We start from the raw sequence: 17,845 nt of genomic DNA, 5'->3' as shown, positions 1-17,845 counted from the left end.
GCAGCTATCTGAGGGGCGGATATCACTGCACCACCTCCTGAGACAGGCCTGTATCCGTAATAAGCACCGGGTAGTGAGCCAGCTGCAGGCGGCGCGCAAGCTCAGATCCTGATGAGGGTGCCAGCTGCAAACCGGGCGCCAGTTTGCGCAGCTCTGCCAGAGACTCCAGGTTCTCAATGTTCACTACCAGACCTGCTGCGTTTCTTGCGGCCAGCTGCCGTGCGTTTTGCTGCAGCCAACCCCGGGAGTAACTGTCATCGCCAATAATGAAGAGTGACCCTATACCTGGCAGCTGTAGCGCCCGGGGAGATACATTGCCGGGCGACAGTTCAGGGGTATAAACAGGAAGCATGGCAGCTTCACCCTGCCTGACTTGAGCAGCGGGCGCTGCCGGCGTATCCTGCCGGTTTACTGCCTCAAAAAACGGCTGCGTGCTCACGCCGCCTAAATCAGCGATAACGTTGAGTTCAGCCAGGGCTGCGGGAGAAAAAGCAATGAGTGCGGTTAGGATGAGTTGATTAAGCTTCATAATCACTGACTCCGGGGATTTATCCAGACAATGTCGGTATCCGGCATTGACACAGATGCTGTCTGCTCAACTGCAGTAGCTGCTGGCAGATGCGGCGATGACTGGAGCATAGCCAGCTTGATTTTGACGAAAGCGCGGTAGCGGGCTGCGGGTGCGCCGCCTGCAGGATGGTGATAGCAGCCGGCAGCATCGAGCCAGCTGCCTGGTTTTCTGTCCCAGCATTCACGCAGGATGGCGGCGGCGGCATTGAGATTTTTGTACGGATCCAGCGCGTCCCAGGTTGAAGCAAAGCGCTGACCATTCCAGCCCAGGTTAACCTGAGCGATCCCCACATCAATACGTTTAAGGGAATTGTTCTTCATAAAAACCTGCAGTGCCTGCCAGGCTTCCAAGCGAGATTTATAACGATACCCTTTGCCAGCAACGTTGAGAGTCCACGGCCACGGACGCTCTCCCTGTGGTAGCCTGCGGGATGACTCCTGCAGGCTGACGGAATAAAGAGACTCTGGCGGCACGTTATGAGCCTGCGCTACGCGTACATAACCATCCGGAACAACCTGTTTATTACCGGCGAACGTAGACAATGAAAGCAGCAATAATGCCGCTCCTGTCAGAATGCGGCGAGCTGCCATCCATTTTCCCCCTGCTGCAAAACAACGGGCATCATGCCGTTACCGAACCGCATCCAGCGGCCGCCGTCGTGATTCAGCGTTATCTGACGGCTACGCACTCGATCAAACGGAATATGATGATCCTTTGCCCAGCCGCGCAGCTTATCGTCATCCCCTTGGCTGTCTACGAGATAGATATCGACCGGCCGGTTGTCGGCCAGTACGGCAGCCAGGCGCGCATCACACTGACCGCAATTAGCCGACTTCACAAACAGCGCCAGCCGGCCGCCAGTATCGTGAGCAATGCCGGCCGCGTTACCCATGTTGACAGCTAGGGTTTCGGGATATAGGCGTTTCCATGCAGCCGTAACTTCGCGCTGAAAATCCAGCTCCTTCTGGGTACGTGCAAATTCCTCCTTTACCCATTTTTCGGCATATTTACGACGCTCGGCCTGGCTCCTCGCCTCAATTCCAAGTGTGGAGAGAGGATCCAGCCCTGGGGACTGAATGCCTCGCGGGCCGTTCATCAGCGCCTGATAGCGTTGGTAGTCATCCTTACTCAGCCCCCACTGCCCGGCCTGCTGCTGAAGATTCTGCACGCTGCCGTCCTGCATACTCTGAGCCTGTATCCCGGCGGCTTCGCCCTTTGAATTTGTAACCTGAACCTCTGCCTGCGCAGCACAGCAAAACATGAACAGCGCAATGTTAAGTATTTTGTGCTTCATATCGCCTCCGTTAGCGGACGTTAAGAGTTTTTACACGACCATTAACGCGAAACTGAGCCTGCCCGTAACCGGTGTTAATCAAGGTCCAGCCACTGACGGTCTGCCCCTCGCCTATCAGGCGGATTTCAGACAGCGAACTGAATCCCGGCGGCGCGATGGCCGCGAACGATGTCGTTCCCCGCTTTTCAACGCCGGTCAGTACAAACGGCGCTTTGCGGGCCACGGTTGTTACTGCACGGTGCGACTTAGCGGGTGCCGACTTTTTTGCTTCGGGCTCCACTTTTTTCTCCTGGGTAGCCTGTTGCGCTTTTTGAGGTGTCTGCTGCAGTACCGTCACGGACTGTTCAAGTGCAGCCTGACGGCTCTGTAGTGCGGTCTGCGAATCAGTAAGCTGTACAACCGACTGGCGCAGCACGCTCACGGCGTCAGGTAGTCCACTGTCAGCCGCTGCAGTGAGAGACTTTCGCATTTGCTCAATCTTGGCCTGCTGAAGCTTTATTGCGGCGCCCTGTGCATCAATCTTTTTCTGTAGGGGTTCAAGGTCCGACTTGGTGAGCGCCTGCGTGTAGATTACATTCTGCTGCTTCTCGGTATGGCTGAGACGGTGATCCACCGACACGCCTGCACGAAGCGAGATAACGGCCAGGCTAAGTGCTGCAAGTGAGAGTGTTGCAAGACCAATTACCGGCAGGCGACGTTTTACGACAGCAAACCTGCCTGATAATGGCGAAATGCCAGCGGAAGCATTTTCTTTATCAAGTGAAGTATTAATGCTCATTTTGTCAGCCACCCTCCGCGAACAGGCTGTGCCTGAACAGGTCGAGGTGCGATTGGCTGAGCAGCGTCAGAAGACACTGGCGTATAGGTACTAATCGTTCGCGGCGGCAGCTGCATTGCCGGCAGCTGGTAACCAGCGCGCAAGCTGTGGCATACAACGCGTTGTACGTCGTCAACTTCAAGCTCCCAAGCTGGACCGGCCAGCACCTGAAGAGCGGTACGCAGGCGCATAGGACCAAGCTGGAACTGCACGGCTGGTAGCGGCTGACGATATAGCACGCCGTTAGCTGGTCCAGTCTGACACAGTGAGTAGCCTGACTGTTTCAGGGCGTAGCGCATGGCGTCTGCAACGGTTGGTTGAACAGAGGAAGGGATACGGACGTCAATAATCTGTGAGAGCGGGTCGCGCTGCACGGCCTGAGGATCTGTGCTGACCAGCAGATAGCGATCGTAGCGGACGACTTCAGGCGTCCGCGCGTAAACATCATCGGCTGGCGTCTGAATATTGCGGGATACGCTGACCGGTGCAACCGGTTCGGCGGGTGCCCGTTCCTGCAACTTCTGGGNTTGCTGAACGCACCCCGCCAGTAGCGCAAGCGGTAATGCGGCAAAGACGGCGTTAAATTTCATCTGAAAAGTTCCTGTACAGTGAGAACAGGCCTCACTGTGCGCAACTCTTCAACGCGCTTCTATCAACAACTCTTTTTGCGTTTTCAAAAAAAAACGCCGACCGGAGTCAGCGTTTTTATTCAGCACTATCAGGCAACCTGATGAGGCGGATGCGTTACGTCACCTCGTCCCTGCAACAGGCCATCGACAGAAACATCTTCGTCAAGTGCGTCCCAGTGGATACCACGGGGAGACAGTTCATAGTCTTTCAGCTGTTCGGCAGACGCATTGCGAAGGCGGGGAAACCACGAAAGCGGTACGCCGATTATTCGCTCGTCTGAGAGTTCGACCCACATAGTGTGATGATCGAACCGAACGTTCTTAGCTGAAATAATCATTCCAGGCCTCCAGAAGCATTGGTTGGTGTTGCCTTATCAAAATCATCAGCTCTTTAACCGTTCGGGAGTCAAATCCGTCATTACGCGCCAGTTTTACAACCGGTTCCAGCCAGAATTTCGCTTCTGTACCGGCCTTCATCACATGAATGTGAGCAGGTTCGCGCGGATTGCCCTCGTTAGAGTAGAAAAAAAACCGAAAACCGTTCAGCCGTAGTATGACAGGCATCGTCAGTAACCTTTGAGAGATTATGGTGAAATTTAATGTAGCGGTCAAAGACGCTGCAAAGGGTTAAAGTGACGCTACAGCATGTTTCGCTATGCCATAACCGTGCCCAAGGAACGGTATGTCATCATCCCAGTCTCCTGCAGGCTGCGACTGCGGTGCAGGTTGCTGAGGAGCGGGCTGAGCGGCATTGTTACGCTGCGAACCACGATTTCCTTTCCCTTTGTTTCCGCTGTTTTTTTGCTGCGGAGCGGGATCAGGCTGTGATGGCGGCTGCTGAGACTGGCCCCAGTCACCACTGTACTGCTGCTGACCGCTGTTTTGTGAGCGGCCACCTAACATCTGCAGGGTACCGCCAACGTTCACTACCACTTCTGTGGTATATCTGTCCTGCCCACTCTGATCCTGCCATTTCCGAGTGCGCAGTTGACCCTCAATATAAACCTGAGAGCCTTTGCGAAGGTATTCGCCGGCGACTTCTGCCAGCCTGCCAAACAGCACCACACGATGCCATTCGGTAACTTCCCGGTTTTCACCTGTCTGTTTATCACGCCAGGATTCAGATGTTGCCAGTGAAATGTTAGTGACCGCACCACCGTTAGGCAGATACCGGATTTCAGGATCCTGACCAAGATTGCCGACCAGAATGACTTTGTTAACGCCGCGTGAGGACATAGCATGCTCCTTAAGGGAGAAACCTGCTCAGTGAAGAGCAGGTTTTGGTTGGCAATCAGAATGAGTTTTCGGCGTAGGATTGCTGCTGAGAAGCTGCATTCTGTGCCTGTTGCGGTTCAGCGCGTTCAGTCTTGAAGACCATGTCCTGGCCTATCTTAATCCAGTCCACCTTAATCAGGCGGGCTTTCAGACTGACGCGACTTTCACCTGCATGCTCACCATTTTTCAGCTGAAAAATGTCCGTTGACGGGTTACTGAGTACGAAGCCAATCAGCACTTTTTTATCTTCATCTACCGCTTTCTGACAGCGATTAATGAGGCTGCTGGCTTCTTTGCCGGCAACGGTGACGTCGAAACGCACATAAGAAGGGCTGTCGCTCGGACCTGACAATGCGTTAATCACGCAGCTGATAAAGGTTCCGCTCTGCGCATTAACCTGACGAACGTTGCTGAGATACCCCAGACCGTTGATGGTCAGGTTGAAGTAGTCTTTAGATTTGCCGTTGTTGTTGGCAGAAGATGAGTTAGGTGCAGACATGATGTTTTCTCCATGGAGGTCAAAATTGGTTCGACGGAGAAAACTTCTGCCCTGACGGGAGAAGTATTCCCGTCGGGGAGTCAGAATCAGCTAAATTCTGACTGTCTTGATAGTTGAATGTACCTTCATCGTCAGGCAATAGGAGCCTAGATTGACGATATCTGCTTCCAAAGGCGGGCAGATGTACCACACAGATGTGTTCTCCCTTTCAGGCTACAGGAGTGTTATGTTCAGCCACCCGAAGGCGATTCTCTCAGGCTGGTGAATCATTGGTGGTCGTCAGAGACGACAGACAAGCACGTTAATTTTTGAGCCAATGCTCGCCATTGTCAACCTCTACCGCCCTGCAGATTCAGAACTGCCGGAGCGGACCCGGTGCCCCCCTGGGCCATGCCGACTTTTCGGGTCTTCCCCGCAGCTTTTCGCCGGTTTTTCCGGTTAGATTCACCAACGATCCCTTTACAATCCGGATACTGCGTGCAGCTCCAGAACTTCCCATTTTTCCCTGTACGCTGCCGTGTAGGTTTACCGCACTCCGGACAGGCCGGCCCAACCGGAATAGTCACTTTAAACGCTGTAGACTTTCCTTTTTCAATAAGGTGCCGGGTCCAGTGGCTCTGTTTCTGCATAAATTCGCTGAGCCCGCTTTTACCCTGGGCAATGTCGTCCAGGGCCTGCTCCCATAGTGCAGTCATACCCGGACTAGTCAGCGTTTCAGGCAGTGCGGCAATAAGCTCGCGCGCCATCTGCGTGGCATGAATAAACTTTCCTTTCTTCTCCAAATAATGCCGTTTAAACAACGTTTCCAGCACGCCACTTCGTGTGGCTTCCGTGCCCAGCCCCGCATTATCGCGCAGCACTTTTTTCAGCTGAGGATCAGTTACCAGGCTGGCTGCGTTTTTCATTGCGGCGATTAACGTGCCCTCAGTATGGTGTTGCGGCGCTTTGGTCATATTATCTTTGACCATGGCGCCGGAAACCTGGCAGACGCTTCCCTGCTCAAGAACAGGCAGTTGAGCGCCAGATTCATCGCTGTCTTCATCCACTTCATCCGTCTGACCGCCAAACAGCTCCTTCCAGCCAGGAATCACCATGACGCGGCCGCGCGTGCGGAAAAGCTGGTTGCCGATATTAAACGTAGCGTTAGTGACGTCGATTTCCTGCAGCGGCATAAACTGCGCCAGGTAATGAAGCCGGATCAGCGAATACACCTTAAGCTCTTTTTCGCTCAGTCGCGCAATGTCAAATGGCTGGGGCGTAGGGATAATGGCATGGTGTGCGGTGATTTTTTTATCATTCCAGATGCGGGAGTTAAACGTGATATCAAGTCGCGCAATCTCAGAAGCTATACCTGGATCTGATTGCTGTATGGCCTGAAGCACACTTTTAGCTTCTTCACGCATGGAAAGTGGCAGATAACCACAGTCAGTACGGGGGTACGTCGTGGCTTTATGGGTTTCATACAGTGACTGCGCTATGGACAACACCTCATTGGCACCAAATCCCCACTTCAGATTGCAGACTTCCTGAAGTTTGCCGAGGTCGAAACATAGCGGAGCTGGCGTTTTTTCGCGCTTCTTTTCTGCAGAGATTACGCTGCCGGCGTCAGCTTTCTGGCAAAGCTGCTGTACAGCCTGAGCAATTTGCTGATTTACACAGCGTTTATCTTCGTCACAGTATTGCTCTGCGGCTACCCACTCTGCCTCAAAACGAATGCCATCTTTTTCCAGCTGCGCCCTGACCTGCCACCAGGGTTTAGGAACGAAACCGGCAATCGCCAGATCCCGGTTAACCACTATCGCAAGCGTAGGAGTCTGCACTCGTCCGACGGAAAATACCTCTGACAGCCCTGCTTCACTGGCCTTCAGGGTATAAAGCCGCGTCAGATTCATTCCAATCAACCAGTCTGCCCGGGAGCGCCCGACACCGGCCTGATACAATTTTTCAGTTTTATCACCTGACAGCATATTGTTTAGAGCTTTTTTGATGCTGGCTTCGTCCAGAGCAGACAGCCACAGGCGCCGAACGGCGCCGTTGTAATTGCAAAACTCCATCAGCTCCCGCGCGATTACTTCGCCTTCACGATCGGCATCGGTAGCGATTACCACCTCACGCGCTTGCTTCAGCAGCTTTTTAATCACGTTAAACTGGTCAGCTGTGTCTTTTTTGACAGTCATCAGCCAGCGGTCGGGAATGATCGGCAGCACCTCGGTGCGCCATGGGCGCCCAAACTGCTCACCATACGTTTCCGGGGTAGCCGTCTCCAGCAGGTGCCCGATTGCCCAGGTCACCGTAATATCACCGCCGGTTATGCATCCTTGCCCGCGCTGGCTGACGCCAAGCACGCGGGCAATATCCTTCGCCTGGGATGGCTTTTCACACAGGTAAAGCTGCATGCTGACCTCCCCTGGTTAACGACTCTGACCAGATGCCACCTGACGGACCTGCGTGATAACACCTTCAAAGGCGCTACCCGCAAGGTGAGAAGCAACGGGTGATTTATACGTTACATACACCCGAGTGCCGGCTCCGTTTTTTTCAAGCTCAATGTCCATGTGGTCGTTGTCACCTGTGTCGCTGCCCATACGATAGAAGCTTCCCGGCACTGCTTCCCACACGGGATGCGCATCCTCTATGGCAGCTGCACTCCATCGGCTGTTGCGGTCTTTTGCGCGGATACGCTCAATTTCCTCATGGCTTATGTAGCCATAGTGGCGTTTCAGACGTGCGGCTGCAGTATCAATATTTACCGGCACGCTGAACTGCTTACTGGCGCTTTGAGTGGCTGCGCTACCTGCTTTACTCAGCACAGGCATACCGTTACCGGAATCCATAGAGCCGGATTCGGTATTATCACCGCGCAGCGTTTTACTGATGCTGAAAGCTGTATCGCTGATATTTTTGTTAATGCTGGCAAAGTCCGTACCGGCGCAGCCGGTAAGCAGGGCACAGAAAAGGCACGTAGTAACGATGCGTTTCAAATTAATCTTCCTCAGAGGTAATAGCGTTAAGTGAAGAGAATGAAGAACGTTTTTTACCTGACATGATGGCCGGATCGGGTTCGCCAAGGCGGCTGATTGCAGCCAAACCCCGCTCTGTTTTATTACGAATGTCGTCATACGTAACCGGCACAGTCCGGTAGTTCTGTATCAGACCATATACGCTCCGTACTGCCTTACTACCCTTTTCCAGAAGCTGGTCCCGCTGGGAGCGGGAGATCAGGCCGTAATGAAATGCCTGAAATGTTTTCAACGCCAGCCGGTCATAATGAATCAGTAACCAGACACAGCGGTAGCCCAGGGGAGAGCGGCTGAACACGTCCAGGTTCAGCGGATCCGTGGACGCAGGGTCAGACATTTTGATGCCGGGCGGCACTGCAGCAACAATCTTCTCTACAGTCTGGATATGGCTTTCCATCGTTGCCGTGGCCTGAACAATAGCTTCTTCAAGCCTTACCAGCAGCTGATCACCATAAGGGTTGCCGGCTGCTGCATCTCGCCCTGCATAACCTGCCCGGGAAATAACTTCCGGCATTCCAATGATTTTTGGACGTTTTTCTGCGGATGACTTCTCATCTGAACGACTACGCCCTTCCCACAGTCTGATGGCGTAATGTGAGTGAAGCTCTACTGTTAACGTGGATGTTAATCCGCCAGATCGTAACGGTGCAGACTCGGTATTCATCTGTTCGGCCATGGCTGTCTCCTGATTGGCAAAGGCTTCGCGTTAATTTAAGGGGGATCCTCATTCCTGAGAGGACCGTAAACAATTCGAAATCAGATTTTCAAAACTCAAAATTTGATCGTTGAGAGGGGGGATTTGTTTTCCGAACAGTGTTGCCAGTGGCAACGCTGTTCGCTTTTTAATCGCTGTTGCCACTGGCAACACTGTTTGTTTTTTATCCATTACTTGTGCTGTCTACAGCTGCGGCCAGCGCAACGGGGTATGAGAGTCATCATTTCTTCCGGGAACCTACATGCGAACGCAGGTTCTGAATGATCTCTCTGACCCGCTCTTCACTGCATGACTGACGTTGCTGAGGTTTAGAAGGCTGAAAGGGGCGTAATTCAGGACGAGAGATGAAGTGAGCCTGCTCTGACGAACCGCGTAAGCTTTCTGAAGGGTATAACTCGCCCCGGCGGGCTTTTTTTAGCACAGTAAGCAGCCAGCCAAGTGGATTCTGAAGACTACCCTCACGCTGAGCGCGGGCAACGTTCGATAGCACCAGTACAGACTGTTCAGGCGACAGTGCCTGCAATTGCCGGTTCACCATATCCCTGTCGTCAGGTTTGAGCAGAAGCGCAAATTCTTTTGGCAGGAAGACCGAACCGGTTACGTATGTTTTATCTGTATTATTAGTAAAACTACGTACGTAACTGTTCGGATTTCGAACCCGGCCATTATCCCTTGCACTATCACTGTGTTCGGCATCCGAATCCGGCTTTTGAGCCTGTACTTTTAAATTGAGTTCGGAATCCGAACCCGGTGAATTCTCCACCTGCGCGAACGAGGCTCGGCGGGTCAAATCATCAGGGCTTAGTACTGAGCCCAGCCGGGCCTCAATCATCTGGAGATGGCTGCGGTGATGGTTCATTGTGGGATCAAGCCGGATTTCACTGATAATTGTTTTTGCCGTGGTGCTGATAGTACGGTTATTACTCAGGCAGGCTTCCGCAACTGTTTTAAGCCAGTGCGGATCGAACGTTTCAGCATCGGCAAACGTTAAGGGTTCATCGTGCTGCGCGTAAATATTTCCTCTTACCCTTCCCTTTTCATCCCTGACGCGTTTACACAGGCTGAGCCAGCCCGTGATACGCAGCATGAGGAGTATGCGGCTTACAGTCTCTTTTGACGCCTTGCCTTTTCCCGGCGTTGCCAGCTGCAGCTGCAACTCTTCATAAGATGGAAAAACGGCACCATCATTGCTCAAAGCGTGCAGGCGAATAATTATCCAGCCCATTTTGTCCAGCGGAGAGAGGCGCTGATCAAGAATCAGCCGGCGCGGCATAGAGTCATGTATGTTACCCGTGAACAGTAATCCGCCACGGACAAAGCTGTTTTGCTCTTCGGTTGAACGTGCTGTCAATCGGGCGTTTAATTTTGTGACTGCCTGCTGGATAAGGCTGTCATCGGGTAATGTCATTATTCACCTTCTGAATACAAAAATGCTGAGCGCTGTGCCGGTTAAAGGCCATCGCTCAGCACTCTGGTTACATCTCAGTTACGCATAGCCGTGTTATAACGTTCATGGTTCATCATTTCCCATGTGCGTCCTTCATCACGGCTGAGCAGACGCCAGAACGGCCCAAGATCGATTTTGTAGTAGCCGGTTCGGTTTTCATTAAGACGCTTGTAATTTCGCTCCCCCTGCCAGAAACGCCTGACCGCGCCTGCTGCTTTTTTTTGTAAGGCAGATGGGACAGTAACTGGTGCCTTAAGACCGGGTATAATTTCGTTTAATCGCATGCCTCTCTCCATTACTGATTACAGTGAATATCTACCCGTACGTTTTTAAACGCGCACGGGCTTTTGATCACGCTCTTCTCCGAGTTGCAGCTGTCAAATTTTCGCTCTCCCACTTAAGAATGGTATTCCAGACAGCGGTCAATGAAATATCCATCTGTTCAGCGGCCAGCAACATCAAATCAAGACCTTCATCCGTTTCGCAACGCAGGGTTTTGCTGTCATTGGCCGCCCAGATTTCCCATAATTCGGCGCTCTGTTCGTCGCTGAGAACGGTCCCTCGACCTGCACGAACTTTTATGCCCGCGATTCTGCGTCGAGCCGCAACATCGTTGCTCATTAACCCAAAATAGTGCTCCATAAGCTTGATTGAACCACCTAACGCAAGCGCCCGATCTATGCGTTGCTTACGAGTCTGTTCTTCTCTCGCTTGGGACATTAGCCGTGCCAGGTTGTCCTGGTTTATTTGAAACGAAAGGACTGATACCTCGCTATTAATGATGTAATGAATGTCTTCAATGGTCATATCCTTCAGTGTGGCGATCTCTTCAGAAGTAAGGCCCATTTTGTCGCAGCGACGTATGAACCCATTTTTGAGTTCCATTACAAGGTCAAGCAGAAATCCGTTAGCCGCACGGGAGAGGTTCGTGTTCATCAGTTATCCTTCATTTACAGAAACATTGACTGCAGCGCGCTTGCGCTGAAGTTCGCGGAGACGACGAAGGATCCTGATGAGCCGGAAGACAGTCAGGGTTTGCTCGTCATCAAAAACAGGTGTGGTTAAATCGGATAATCCGATCAGCAATTTTGAGGGAAGATTCAAAACATCTGTGCTGGCAGATTCACCCGCCAGTGAAATGAGAAAAGATGCCACCGCAGGAGCGCTGTTTGCAGCCTCTGATAGCCTGTAACCGGGTGACAGAACATCTTCGTTGGCAGGCTCTAAAATATCGCTACAATCATGCGCGTTCGCTATATCCCAGCACAGACGCCACGCGATACTCTGCAGGTGCTCAATATCATCTTGTAGTGCATTTATATGCCAGAGTGAATGAGTATCTGATTGTGCCGCCGGCTGTAACGAATCATCCTGATGACAGATTGGTATGCTTTCATATTCATTTACGGCCAAATCAGATGCAGAATTTTGCACGCTATTTTCTTGCTTTTTTTCAGAGCCTTGTAATTTGGCAGGGTCATCTTCTGCAATCGTAACGAGTGGATTTACCATACAGTCAGGATGCTGATCATTATCAGCAGTAACTTGTTCGCTGGCTGCATCATCATTTGCACCTTTGAACGACGACGTTTGTAAGTTTTGAGCAATATCAACAACGAGTTCTTCAACAGGCTCTGCTCTGCCCTTATTCGCACCACGTAACTCAAGTAACCACCCGTCATAATCCAAATCAGGACAGGGAAATGCATTAGTCAGATCGCCAATTAGTTCATCAGTGAACATTTCAAATGACCACAGCTCAGGATCATCAAATTTACGGCAGCATTCTCCAAACACACCGCTGAAATCGGCTTCGGTTTCAACTCCTTTTTCTGCCCGATATTTTTCCCAGATAGCTTCGGCGCCATGTCTTAACTTCAGCAGTTTTCTTAGCCCCTGACCACCGAAACCCGATTCCAGCAAAACAGGCATCCATGGATAGATATTCCTGACAACATCCTCCATCCGACTAACGCTGGAAAAATGAACCGGAAGACCGTTAGCAGTAAGCTCAGCAGCCAGCTCTCGCAGAGAAACTTTCTTCCCTCGCTCTTCTTCGAGCATATTTCGCGCATCACGTACTGAAAGGGCTTTATCGATAAAAGTCAGCTGCCCATGCGTTTCGTTTTCTGCAAGATGACCCGCCAGACATTGGAAACGGCCAGGCCAGGGCTTAACTACGCAGGTCATCCGGAAAAAAAGCTCATCTCCGGTTTCATCCCATAACTCTCGCATAATGGTGTAACGAGTATTTCCACCATTGCTAAACGTCCACATTCCTTCAGGGAGACGCGGATCACGGGTTACGAGAGGTACTGATTCCAGTCCGCAGGAGCGAATTGATGCTTTAAGATCGTCGTAGCGAGGATTACGGGTTTTTCGTGGATCATCCGGATTTGTACAAAGCTCATCTAAAGTAAAAATTCTTGCCTGATTTTCACTATCGTTAGGTGAATTTTTTACAAGCTGAAGTTTGCTCATTGACCGTTGCTCCTGTAATCGTAACCAAAGTCATAACTACCTTCCGGATACTCACTGAAAAGAGTAAACCTGCCGTCGAATTGGGTTTTAATGGTGCCAGTAGGCCCTTGGCGATGTTTGCTGATGATGATTTCCGCCTGGCCGGGATGTGACGTGTCAGCGTTATAGACTTCGTCGCGATAGATAAAAGCAATGAGATCGGCATCTTGTTCAAGCGCACCTGATTCGCGAAGGTCGCCATTATTGGGACGCTTATCAGCACGCTGTTCAACCTGTCGGTTAAGCTGAGAAAGGGCAAGTACAGGGCAGCCCAGCTCTTTTCCTAACGCTTTAAGAGAACGGGATATCTCTGCTATTTCCTGCGTCCGGTTTTCCATATCTGGACAGCGCATAAGCTGCAGATAATCGACCATAATCAAAGAAGGCTGACCGTATTTACGAACATAGCGACGAGCCCGAGTACGCAGTGTTGCCGGCGTCTGATAGCTGTTATCATCGATAATAAGGCGATCGCGCCACTCAGCTATTTCTTGAGTTCCCTGACTTATCCGGCCCCACTCTTCATCTGACAAATTGCCGCTGCGTAAACTTGTAAGTTCAACTCGGCTACGCATTGATAACATACGCATCGTCAGCTGATCTGTTGGCATTTCGATGCTAAAGATGATGACAATATCCTGAGGTTTGCCTGTAAGCGCACCAATGCCCCAGCTAAGCGCCAGCGAGGTTTTACCCATGGAAGGGCGCGCGGCAAGTATGATCAAATCACCAGGCTGAAGTCCGCATGTCTTATAGTCAAACTCAGCCATGCCAGTAGGCGTGCCAGTGATTCCATTTTTGGTGTTTGTGGCGATTTCGAGCTTGCCCAGAAGCTGGTCCAGGGCAAGCATGATTTCTGTTTCGCACTCGTTAGCATGTATCCCCTGCTCATTTAGCCGGAATAATGCATTTTCAGCATGCTCGGCCACCTTCGTTGAAGTGAGGCGATTTGTTTGTATATCAGCAATCATGCTGTTACCAATAATCTGCAAAGCACGTAAGCGGCTTTTCTCTATGACAATACCTGCATAGCCCAAAATGTTTGCAGAGGATGGCGTGTTCTTACTTAGTTCAGCCAGATAGGCAAAACCACCTGAACGTTCAAGTTCCCCGTCCTGCTCAAGTTTTTCACTGAGAGTAATCAGATCAAAAGGTAAAGAAGCTGAAGATAAACCGCTAATCGCATTGAACACATTACGATGAGCTGCAATAAAAAAATCCTGCGGAGTGAGAAGAAGATTTATCTCGTCCCAACGATCATTATCCAGCATCAACGCGCCTAAGACGCATTGTTCAGCATCAGCTGAGTACGGTATCGCAAATGTGGTACCAGCTTGTTTAGGCATGAGTTAACCCCTCCACAAACTATGTGGATTATTCAAACTATGGATTGCAGGAAAATTAACTGATGGCTGAGTTAGCCGTCAGGCCGCTTACATACTCATCCAGATAAGTATCAATTAGTCCCTGAACGATTTTTGAAGCGCTGATAACGCGTCCGGATGCATGGGTCAACTTGACGGCACTGCCTTCAAGTTTTGTACGTCTTACTGGACCTATATAAATGATCGGGGCCGGCGAATGTGACTTCTCATGTGAGGGCATATCATCTCCAAGTTAAGTTTTACTGAGGAATTTCCTTAACCCAAATCAGTGGATAAGGAGCTTCTAACGACTAAAACGGACCGGAATCCCTGATTGCTCAAAGACCCTGTCGCTAAGCACATGACAGGGTTTACCCTCACTTTCACGATAATGTGTCAAGGAAAGGTCATTTTATGATAATGTTTAACACTAAACTTATTAACTCCTTACATATTACCACCCCTTATGCCTTTTATGCAATTTTTTCCCATTAAGTGGGAATTATTCCCGAACATCCTGCAATTTTTTCCTTTAAAATCATTGCAATAATTTCCGTTAAGGAATACGAATGTTAGATACGATTGAGAAGAGACTGAAGTGTTGCAGGGCAGCGACAGGAACTACGCCTCAGGAAGTGGTCAGTTTCATACAGCAAAAAAAAATGGACCTGTCATATACCACCTACACGCGCTGGGAATCTGATGGTTCAGTCCCTGCCCGCAGAATGGATGTGATAAACGTAATCGCCCAATTTTTCTGCGAGAACGGCCTCCAGGTCAACGGCCAGTGGATCATGACTGGTGAAGGCTTCCCTCCGCAGTTTACCGAATATGCAAAACTTGACGAAGACACACTCTTCATACTCGCAAGCCGACAATTACCCGATGTAGAACTGGTTCAAATCGGCGGTATGTACGGAGAGCCATATGTGAGTTTCGGAGAATTCTGTATTGTATCTACGGTCTCAAATATTGACCCTAACAATAACAAACTGTGCTATGTGAAAAGTGCTAACGGACTGAACATTGGTGTCTTAAAGGTAATGGATGAAAACTCTATTATTTTAGAAGGTAACCAGAGCATAACACTTAATAAGAGTGATATTAACGAGTGCCGGAGAGTTAAGTGGATTCAAAAGAAGTAAAATTAAACTTTCATCGCTGCAGCAATGAAGTAATTAACTTCCTCAACAAGTTTGAGCAGACAACCTACATCTCAACTTTACTTGTTATAAATAACAAAATATCTGCACACCAGAGCAATGGATATGCCGACTGGGATAATAAGTTTTATTATGAAGGGAAATACAAAGATAGCCTTCTAATAAAAATGGGTATTGAGCTGACGAAGATTAGAAAAGGTGATGTCAGCACTGTTATCTGGGACGATGCGCTCAGAAATGAAAAGAACAATGTCATTGATGAACAGAGAAGGCAGCATAACATTTATCATGGCATTAGTTTCATCTATGGAATAGAGAATGATATGAGCATGGCGCTTAATATTTGCACCGGGGTTAACACCTCGCAAAAGGATTTTGAAAACCTGATACTGCCTATGCGGTTTGCACTACTGAATTACTTTAAGGACTTATGATGTTTACCAAAACCTATTCCGTAGACGAAAAACACGTTGACTTTCAAGGTGTTGTTGATGGCCTGTATTACCCTTTCTATATGGAATGGACGCGCCACGCATTCATGAAAGAATCTTTAGGGCTAGATCTGGAACAAGAGTTTGCAGAAGGTCGCCTTCACATGATTCTGGAATACACGCTGCGCTTTAAGAAAAGCCTGCAAAAAGGCGATGAAATGCAGGTCACATGCGAGCTGAAAGCTAATGAAAAGCGTAGCCGCGTTAACTTTGTTCAGCAGATTCTTGTTAACGACACCGTTTATGCAGAAGCCGTATTTGTAGCCACCTGCATTGCCAATGGCAGACCTACAATACCTGACGCGGTTAAAAACGCCATCACAGAATAACAATTTAGGGAACCCTTACGGGTTCCCATTTTAGTTTTCAATCAAAATATACCTACTGTCTTTTATTTTACCTGCGCCAGACATATTAAGAGTTGATAGTTTTATGAGATAACCACTACGCTTTTGGTATTTACCCTCAAGCCCTTCGTTCTCAAATACTCTGACTTTAAAAAAGCGCTTGTCATTTCGCATATGCAGCACGCCGGTTTTTTCAAAAGATGATTGAATGGATTTCCTGTCTTCTTCTATTCCTGTCGCCTCAATGAATTTAAAGATAGTTCCTGGAAGGGAAATAAACATGAATCCACTCACCGCATGAAGCATACTGTCACATTCATTAACGCTCAGCCCTTTATTATCTATGGATTCCTTTAACCATGTCAGTAGACGCTCTCCAGCGTTCTGCCTCTCACATGGCTCCGAAATGGGAATAATTCCCGAATGATCGCTAAATTCTTGCAGCTCTGCGGCTTCTGGAACGTCTTCTAGGGCTAAATTACCTGTTTCAGACCGCTCTGGCTCAGTAGTTTCGGGAATTATTTGCATCTCTGTAGCTAGCGGCCTTACATCTGCTTCAGCAGGCATTATTTCAGCTGAATCTCCAGAGGAAATAAGACTACAAGTAGGGTTGTCGTTAATGGTTTTTTCATCTGTGATCTGTGACTCAGCTGCTGTAAACATGCTCAGAAGTAAAGCCGTATCATCATCTTCCTGAATTTCCTGCTTTGGCTGCTCATTCTCTGTACCCGTATCGTCTGAAAATGCAGATGACAGTAAATCGGCTTCGCCGTCCAGCTGAGGCTGCAGAGTAGCGCTCTCGGGTTCAATTGACGAAGTCAGTCCTGAAGCAACATCAGTTGCCGTGCCAGCGGTCTGAATAACTGCGCTGGATATTTCCGAGGCGTTGTCTGCCGGTATCAGTTCTGTGGTTGTGAACGGAGCAGCTGGCGATGGGACAGCAGAGCAGACGGCAGGCGAGCAGACAATGTCACGCGACTTATCCAGAATCTCTTTGATTAGCGGCATTACTGACGCCTCCCCGCCAGCCAACGCGGCCATAACCTGCATGGCTCTGCGATCGCCGCTGAGCCACAATATTCCGTCGCCAGGTAGCAGACGAGCGGCCATTACCGTGGCCGTCCCGCAATGCTTTGCATCACACAACCGGAACCGAAATGGCGCAGGCGGCCGCGCCATTCCGGGCATCCAGCACTGCCCGTCCAAGAGCTCGCCATCAAGGCGTGTGAGTAATGGCATGTGCGCTGTTAGGGCCGCCCAGAACACAACGGCGTTCCAGATCGTGTTTTTGGCCGCCTGTTCTTCGGGGGCCGCACCAGGTGGAAACATATGCCCTTTGGCTAGCCTGACGCTGCAGGCCGTAAATTTAAGGGTCAGATCAAGATAACCGCCTTCCCTGCCCCATTCGCCCTCTTCCGAAGCAGGCACGTTCTGAACGCATTCAGCCAACTCTTTCAGGGGTTCAAGATAAAGCCTGTTATACACCTCTTCAGGCAGGGAGGTATTATCCCAGATCTGCCTGAGCAGTAGCTTGCGCTGCGGCACCGAAAGTAGCTCTGATGCAGTTTTGGGCATGAAATATCCTGCCGGCACCGCCCCGCCGGTCTGAACCGGTTTGGCTCCAGCGGCCCCGCCAGTGATTAGAGTTTTGAGCTTATTGAACATCAACATTTCCTGAATGGGGATGGGTACG

The 17,845-nt window shown here is 50.2% G+C and carries 21 protein-coding genes; 3 read left to right on the top strand and 18 right to left on the bottom strand.

The features are described 5' to 3' along the window. Window positions 1-22: 22 nt before the first annotated feature. The 17 genes from FJW00_RS15225 to dnaB-PI form a co-directional block, all read right to left on the bottom strand. Window positions 23-529: an integrating conjugative element protein gene (locus FJW00_RS15225; RefSeq protein ID WP_140924799.1), complete on the bottom strand. Its 507-nt coding sequence runs from the start codon at window positions 527-529 to the stop codon at window positions 23-25. A 2-nt stretch (window positions 530-531) separates the two neighbouring features. Next, the gene (locus tag FJW00_RS15220; protein WP_140924797.1) at window positions 532-1,161 is read right to left on the bottom strand and encodes a lysozyme family protein; all 630 of its coding nucleotides are present in this window, start codon (window positions 1,159-1,161) and stop codon (window positions 532-534) included. Continuing rightward, entirely contained in the window at window positions 1,140-1,865 is a 726-nt protein-coding gene (locus FJW00_RS15215; protein ID WP_140924794.1) for a TIGR03759 family integrating conjugative element protein, read from the bottom strand. Before FJW00_RS15215 ends, FJW00_RS15220 begins: the two co-directional genes overlap by 22 nt. A 10-nt stretch (window positions 1,866-1,875) precedes the next feature. Continuing rightward, window positions 1,876-2,643 carry a DUF2275 domain-containing protein gene (locus FJW00_RS15210; RefSeq protein ID WP_140924792.1) on the bottom strand — a complete coding sequence of 256 codons (768 nt, stop codon included), beginning with the start codon at window positions 2,641-2,643 and terminating at the stop codon, window positions 1,876-1,878. Then, the gene (gene pilL2 / locus FJW00_RS15205; protein WP_140924790.1) at window positions 2,640-3,272 is read right to left on the bottom strand and encodes a PFGI-1 class ICE element type IV pilus protein PilL2; all 633 of its coding nucleotides are present in this window, start codon (window positions 3,270-3,272) and stop codon (window positions 2,640-2,642) included. The genes FJW00_RS15210 and pilL2 overlap by 4 nt, the downstream gene beginning before the upstream one ends. A gap of 128 nt (window positions 3,273-3,400) precedes the next feature. Further along, on the bottom strand, window positions 3,401-3,649 hold the full coding sequence (locus tag FJW00_RS15200) for a DUF2442 domain-containing protein (protein ID WP_140924788.1): 249 nt from the start codon (window positions 3,647-3,649) through the stop codon (window positions 3,401-3,403). Next, window positions 3,633-3,875, bottom strand: a complete 243-nt coding sequence (locus FJW00_RS15195) for a DUF4160 domain-containing protein (RefSeq protein WP_103797178.1) — start codon at window positions 3,873-3,875, stop codon at window positions 3,633-3,635. Before FJW00_RS15195 ends, FJW00_RS15200 begins: the two co-directional genes overlap by 17 nt. Window positions 3,876-3,938: 63 nt before the next feature. Next, window positions 3,939-4,547, bottom strand: coding sequence for a single-stranded DNA-binding protein (locus tag FJW00_RS15190; RefSeq protein WP_140924785.1), 609 nt, complete (start codon window positions 4,545-4,547; stop codon window positions 3,939-3,941). A 55-nt stretch (window positions 4,548-4,602) separates the two neighbouring features. Continuing rightward, on the bottom strand, window positions 4,603-5,085 hold the full coding sequence (locus FJW00_RS15185; protein WP_140924783.1) for an STY4534 family ICE replication protein: 483 nt from the start codon (window positions 5,083-5,085) through the stop codon (window positions 4,603-4,605). A gap of 329 nt (window positions 5,086-5,414) precedes the next feature. After that, window positions 5,415-7,481: a DNA topoisomerase III gene (locus FJW00_RS15180; protein ID WP_140924780.1), complete on the bottom strand. Its 2,067-nt coding sequence runs from the start codon at window positions 7,479-7,481 to the stop codon at window positions 5,415-5,417. A 15-nt stretch (window positions 7,482-7,496) separates the two neighbouring features. Further along, complete coding sequence (locus FJW00_RS15175) at window positions 7,497-8,066, bottom strand: hypothetical protein (protein WP_140924778.1); 570 nt, start codon at window positions 8,064-8,066, stop codon at window positions 7,497-7,499. Window position 8,067: 1 nt separating this feature from the next. Next, the gene (locus FJW00_RS15170) at window positions 8,068-8,781 is read right to left on the bottom strand and encodes a PFL_4669 family integrating conjugative element protein (RefSeq protein ID WP_140924776.1); all 714 of its coding nucleotides are present in this window, start codon (window positions 8,779-8,781) and stop codon (window positions 8,068-8,070) included. A gap of 259 nt (window positions 8,782-9,040) precedes the next feature. Beyond that, window positions 9,041-10,228, bottom strand: a complete 1,188-nt coding sequence (locus FJW00_RS15165; protein WP_140924774.1) for an STY4528 family pathogenicity island replication protein — start codon at window positions 10,226-10,228, stop codon at window positions 9,041-9,043. 74 nt (window positions 10,229-10,302) lie between these two features. After that, the gene (locus FJW00_RS15160) at window positions 10,303-10,551 is read right to left on the bottom strand and encodes a ParE family toxin-like protein (RefSeq protein ID WP_103797171.1); all 249 of its coding nucleotides are present in this window, start codon (window positions 10,549-10,551) and stop codon (window positions 10,303-10,305) included. A 67-nt stretch (window positions 10,552-10,618) separates the two neighbouring features. Next, window positions 10,619-11,203, bottom strand: a complete 585-nt coding sequence (locus FJW00_RS15155; protein WP_140924771.1) for a DUF2857 domain-containing protein — start codon at window positions 11,201-11,203, stop codon at window positions 10,619-10,621. Between the two features lie 3 nt (window positions 11,204-11,206). Beyond that, window positions 11,207-12,748: a ParB family protein gene (locus FJW00_RS15150; protein WP_140924769.1), complete on the bottom strand. Its 1,542-nt coding sequence runs from the start codon at window positions 12,746-12,748 to the stop codon at window positions 11,207-11,209. Next, complete coding sequence (gene dnaB-PI / locus FJW00_RS15145; RefSeq protein WP_140924767.1) at window positions 12,745-14,133, bottom strand: SPI-7-type island replicative DNA helicase; 1,389 nt, start codon at window positions 14,131-14,133, stop codon at window positions 12,745-12,747. Before dnaB-PI ends, FJW00_RS15150 begins: the two co-directional genes overlap by 4 nt. 587 nt (window positions 14,134-14,720) lie before the next feature. On the opposite strand from dnaB-PI, the gene FJW00_RS15140 reads away from it, so the two are divergent. From FJW00_RS15140 to FJW00_RS15130, 3 genes are read left to right on the top strand one after another with little or no spacing between them, the layout of a single operon-like run. Next, entirely contained in the window at window positions 14,721-15,296 is a 576-nt protein-coding gene (locus FJW00_RS15140; RefSeq protein ID WP_140924765.1) for a hypothetical protein, read from the top strand. Next, window positions 15,278-15,748, top strand: a complete 471-nt coding sequence (locus FJW00_RS15135; protein ID WP_140924763.1) for a hypothetical protein — start codon at window positions 15,278-15,280, stop codon at window positions 15,746-15,748. Before FJW00_RS15140 ends, FJW00_RS15135 begins: the two co-directional genes overlap by 19 nt. Further along, complete coding sequence (locus tag FJW00_RS15130; protein ID WP_140924761.1) at window positions 15,748-16,134, top strand: acyl-CoA thioesterase; 387 nt, start codon at window positions 15,748-15,750, stop codon at window positions 16,132-16,134. The genes FJW00_RS15135 and FJW00_RS15130 overlap by 1 nt, the downstream gene beginning before the upstream one ends. 30 nt (window positions 16,135-16,164) lie before the next feature. On the opposite strand, the gene FJW00_RS15125 is transcribed toward FJW00_RS15130, so the two are convergent. Then, window positions 16,165-17,817 (bottom strand): TraI domain-containing protein, encoded by a 1,653-nt coding sequence (locus FJW00_RS15125; RefSeq protein WP_140924759.1) that lies wholly within the window; start codon window positions 17,815-17,817, stop codon window positions 16,165-16,167. Window positions 17,818-17,845: the final 28 nt, after the last annotated feature.

The sequence above is a fragment of the Pantoea anthophila genome (assembly GCF_006494375.1).
GTDB classification, from domain to species: domain Bacteria; phylum Pseudomonadota; class Gammaproteobacteria; order Enterobacterales; family Enterobacteriaceae; genus Pantoea; species Pantoea anthophila.
This window is presented reverse-complemented; position numbering and strand designations above follow the sequence as displayed.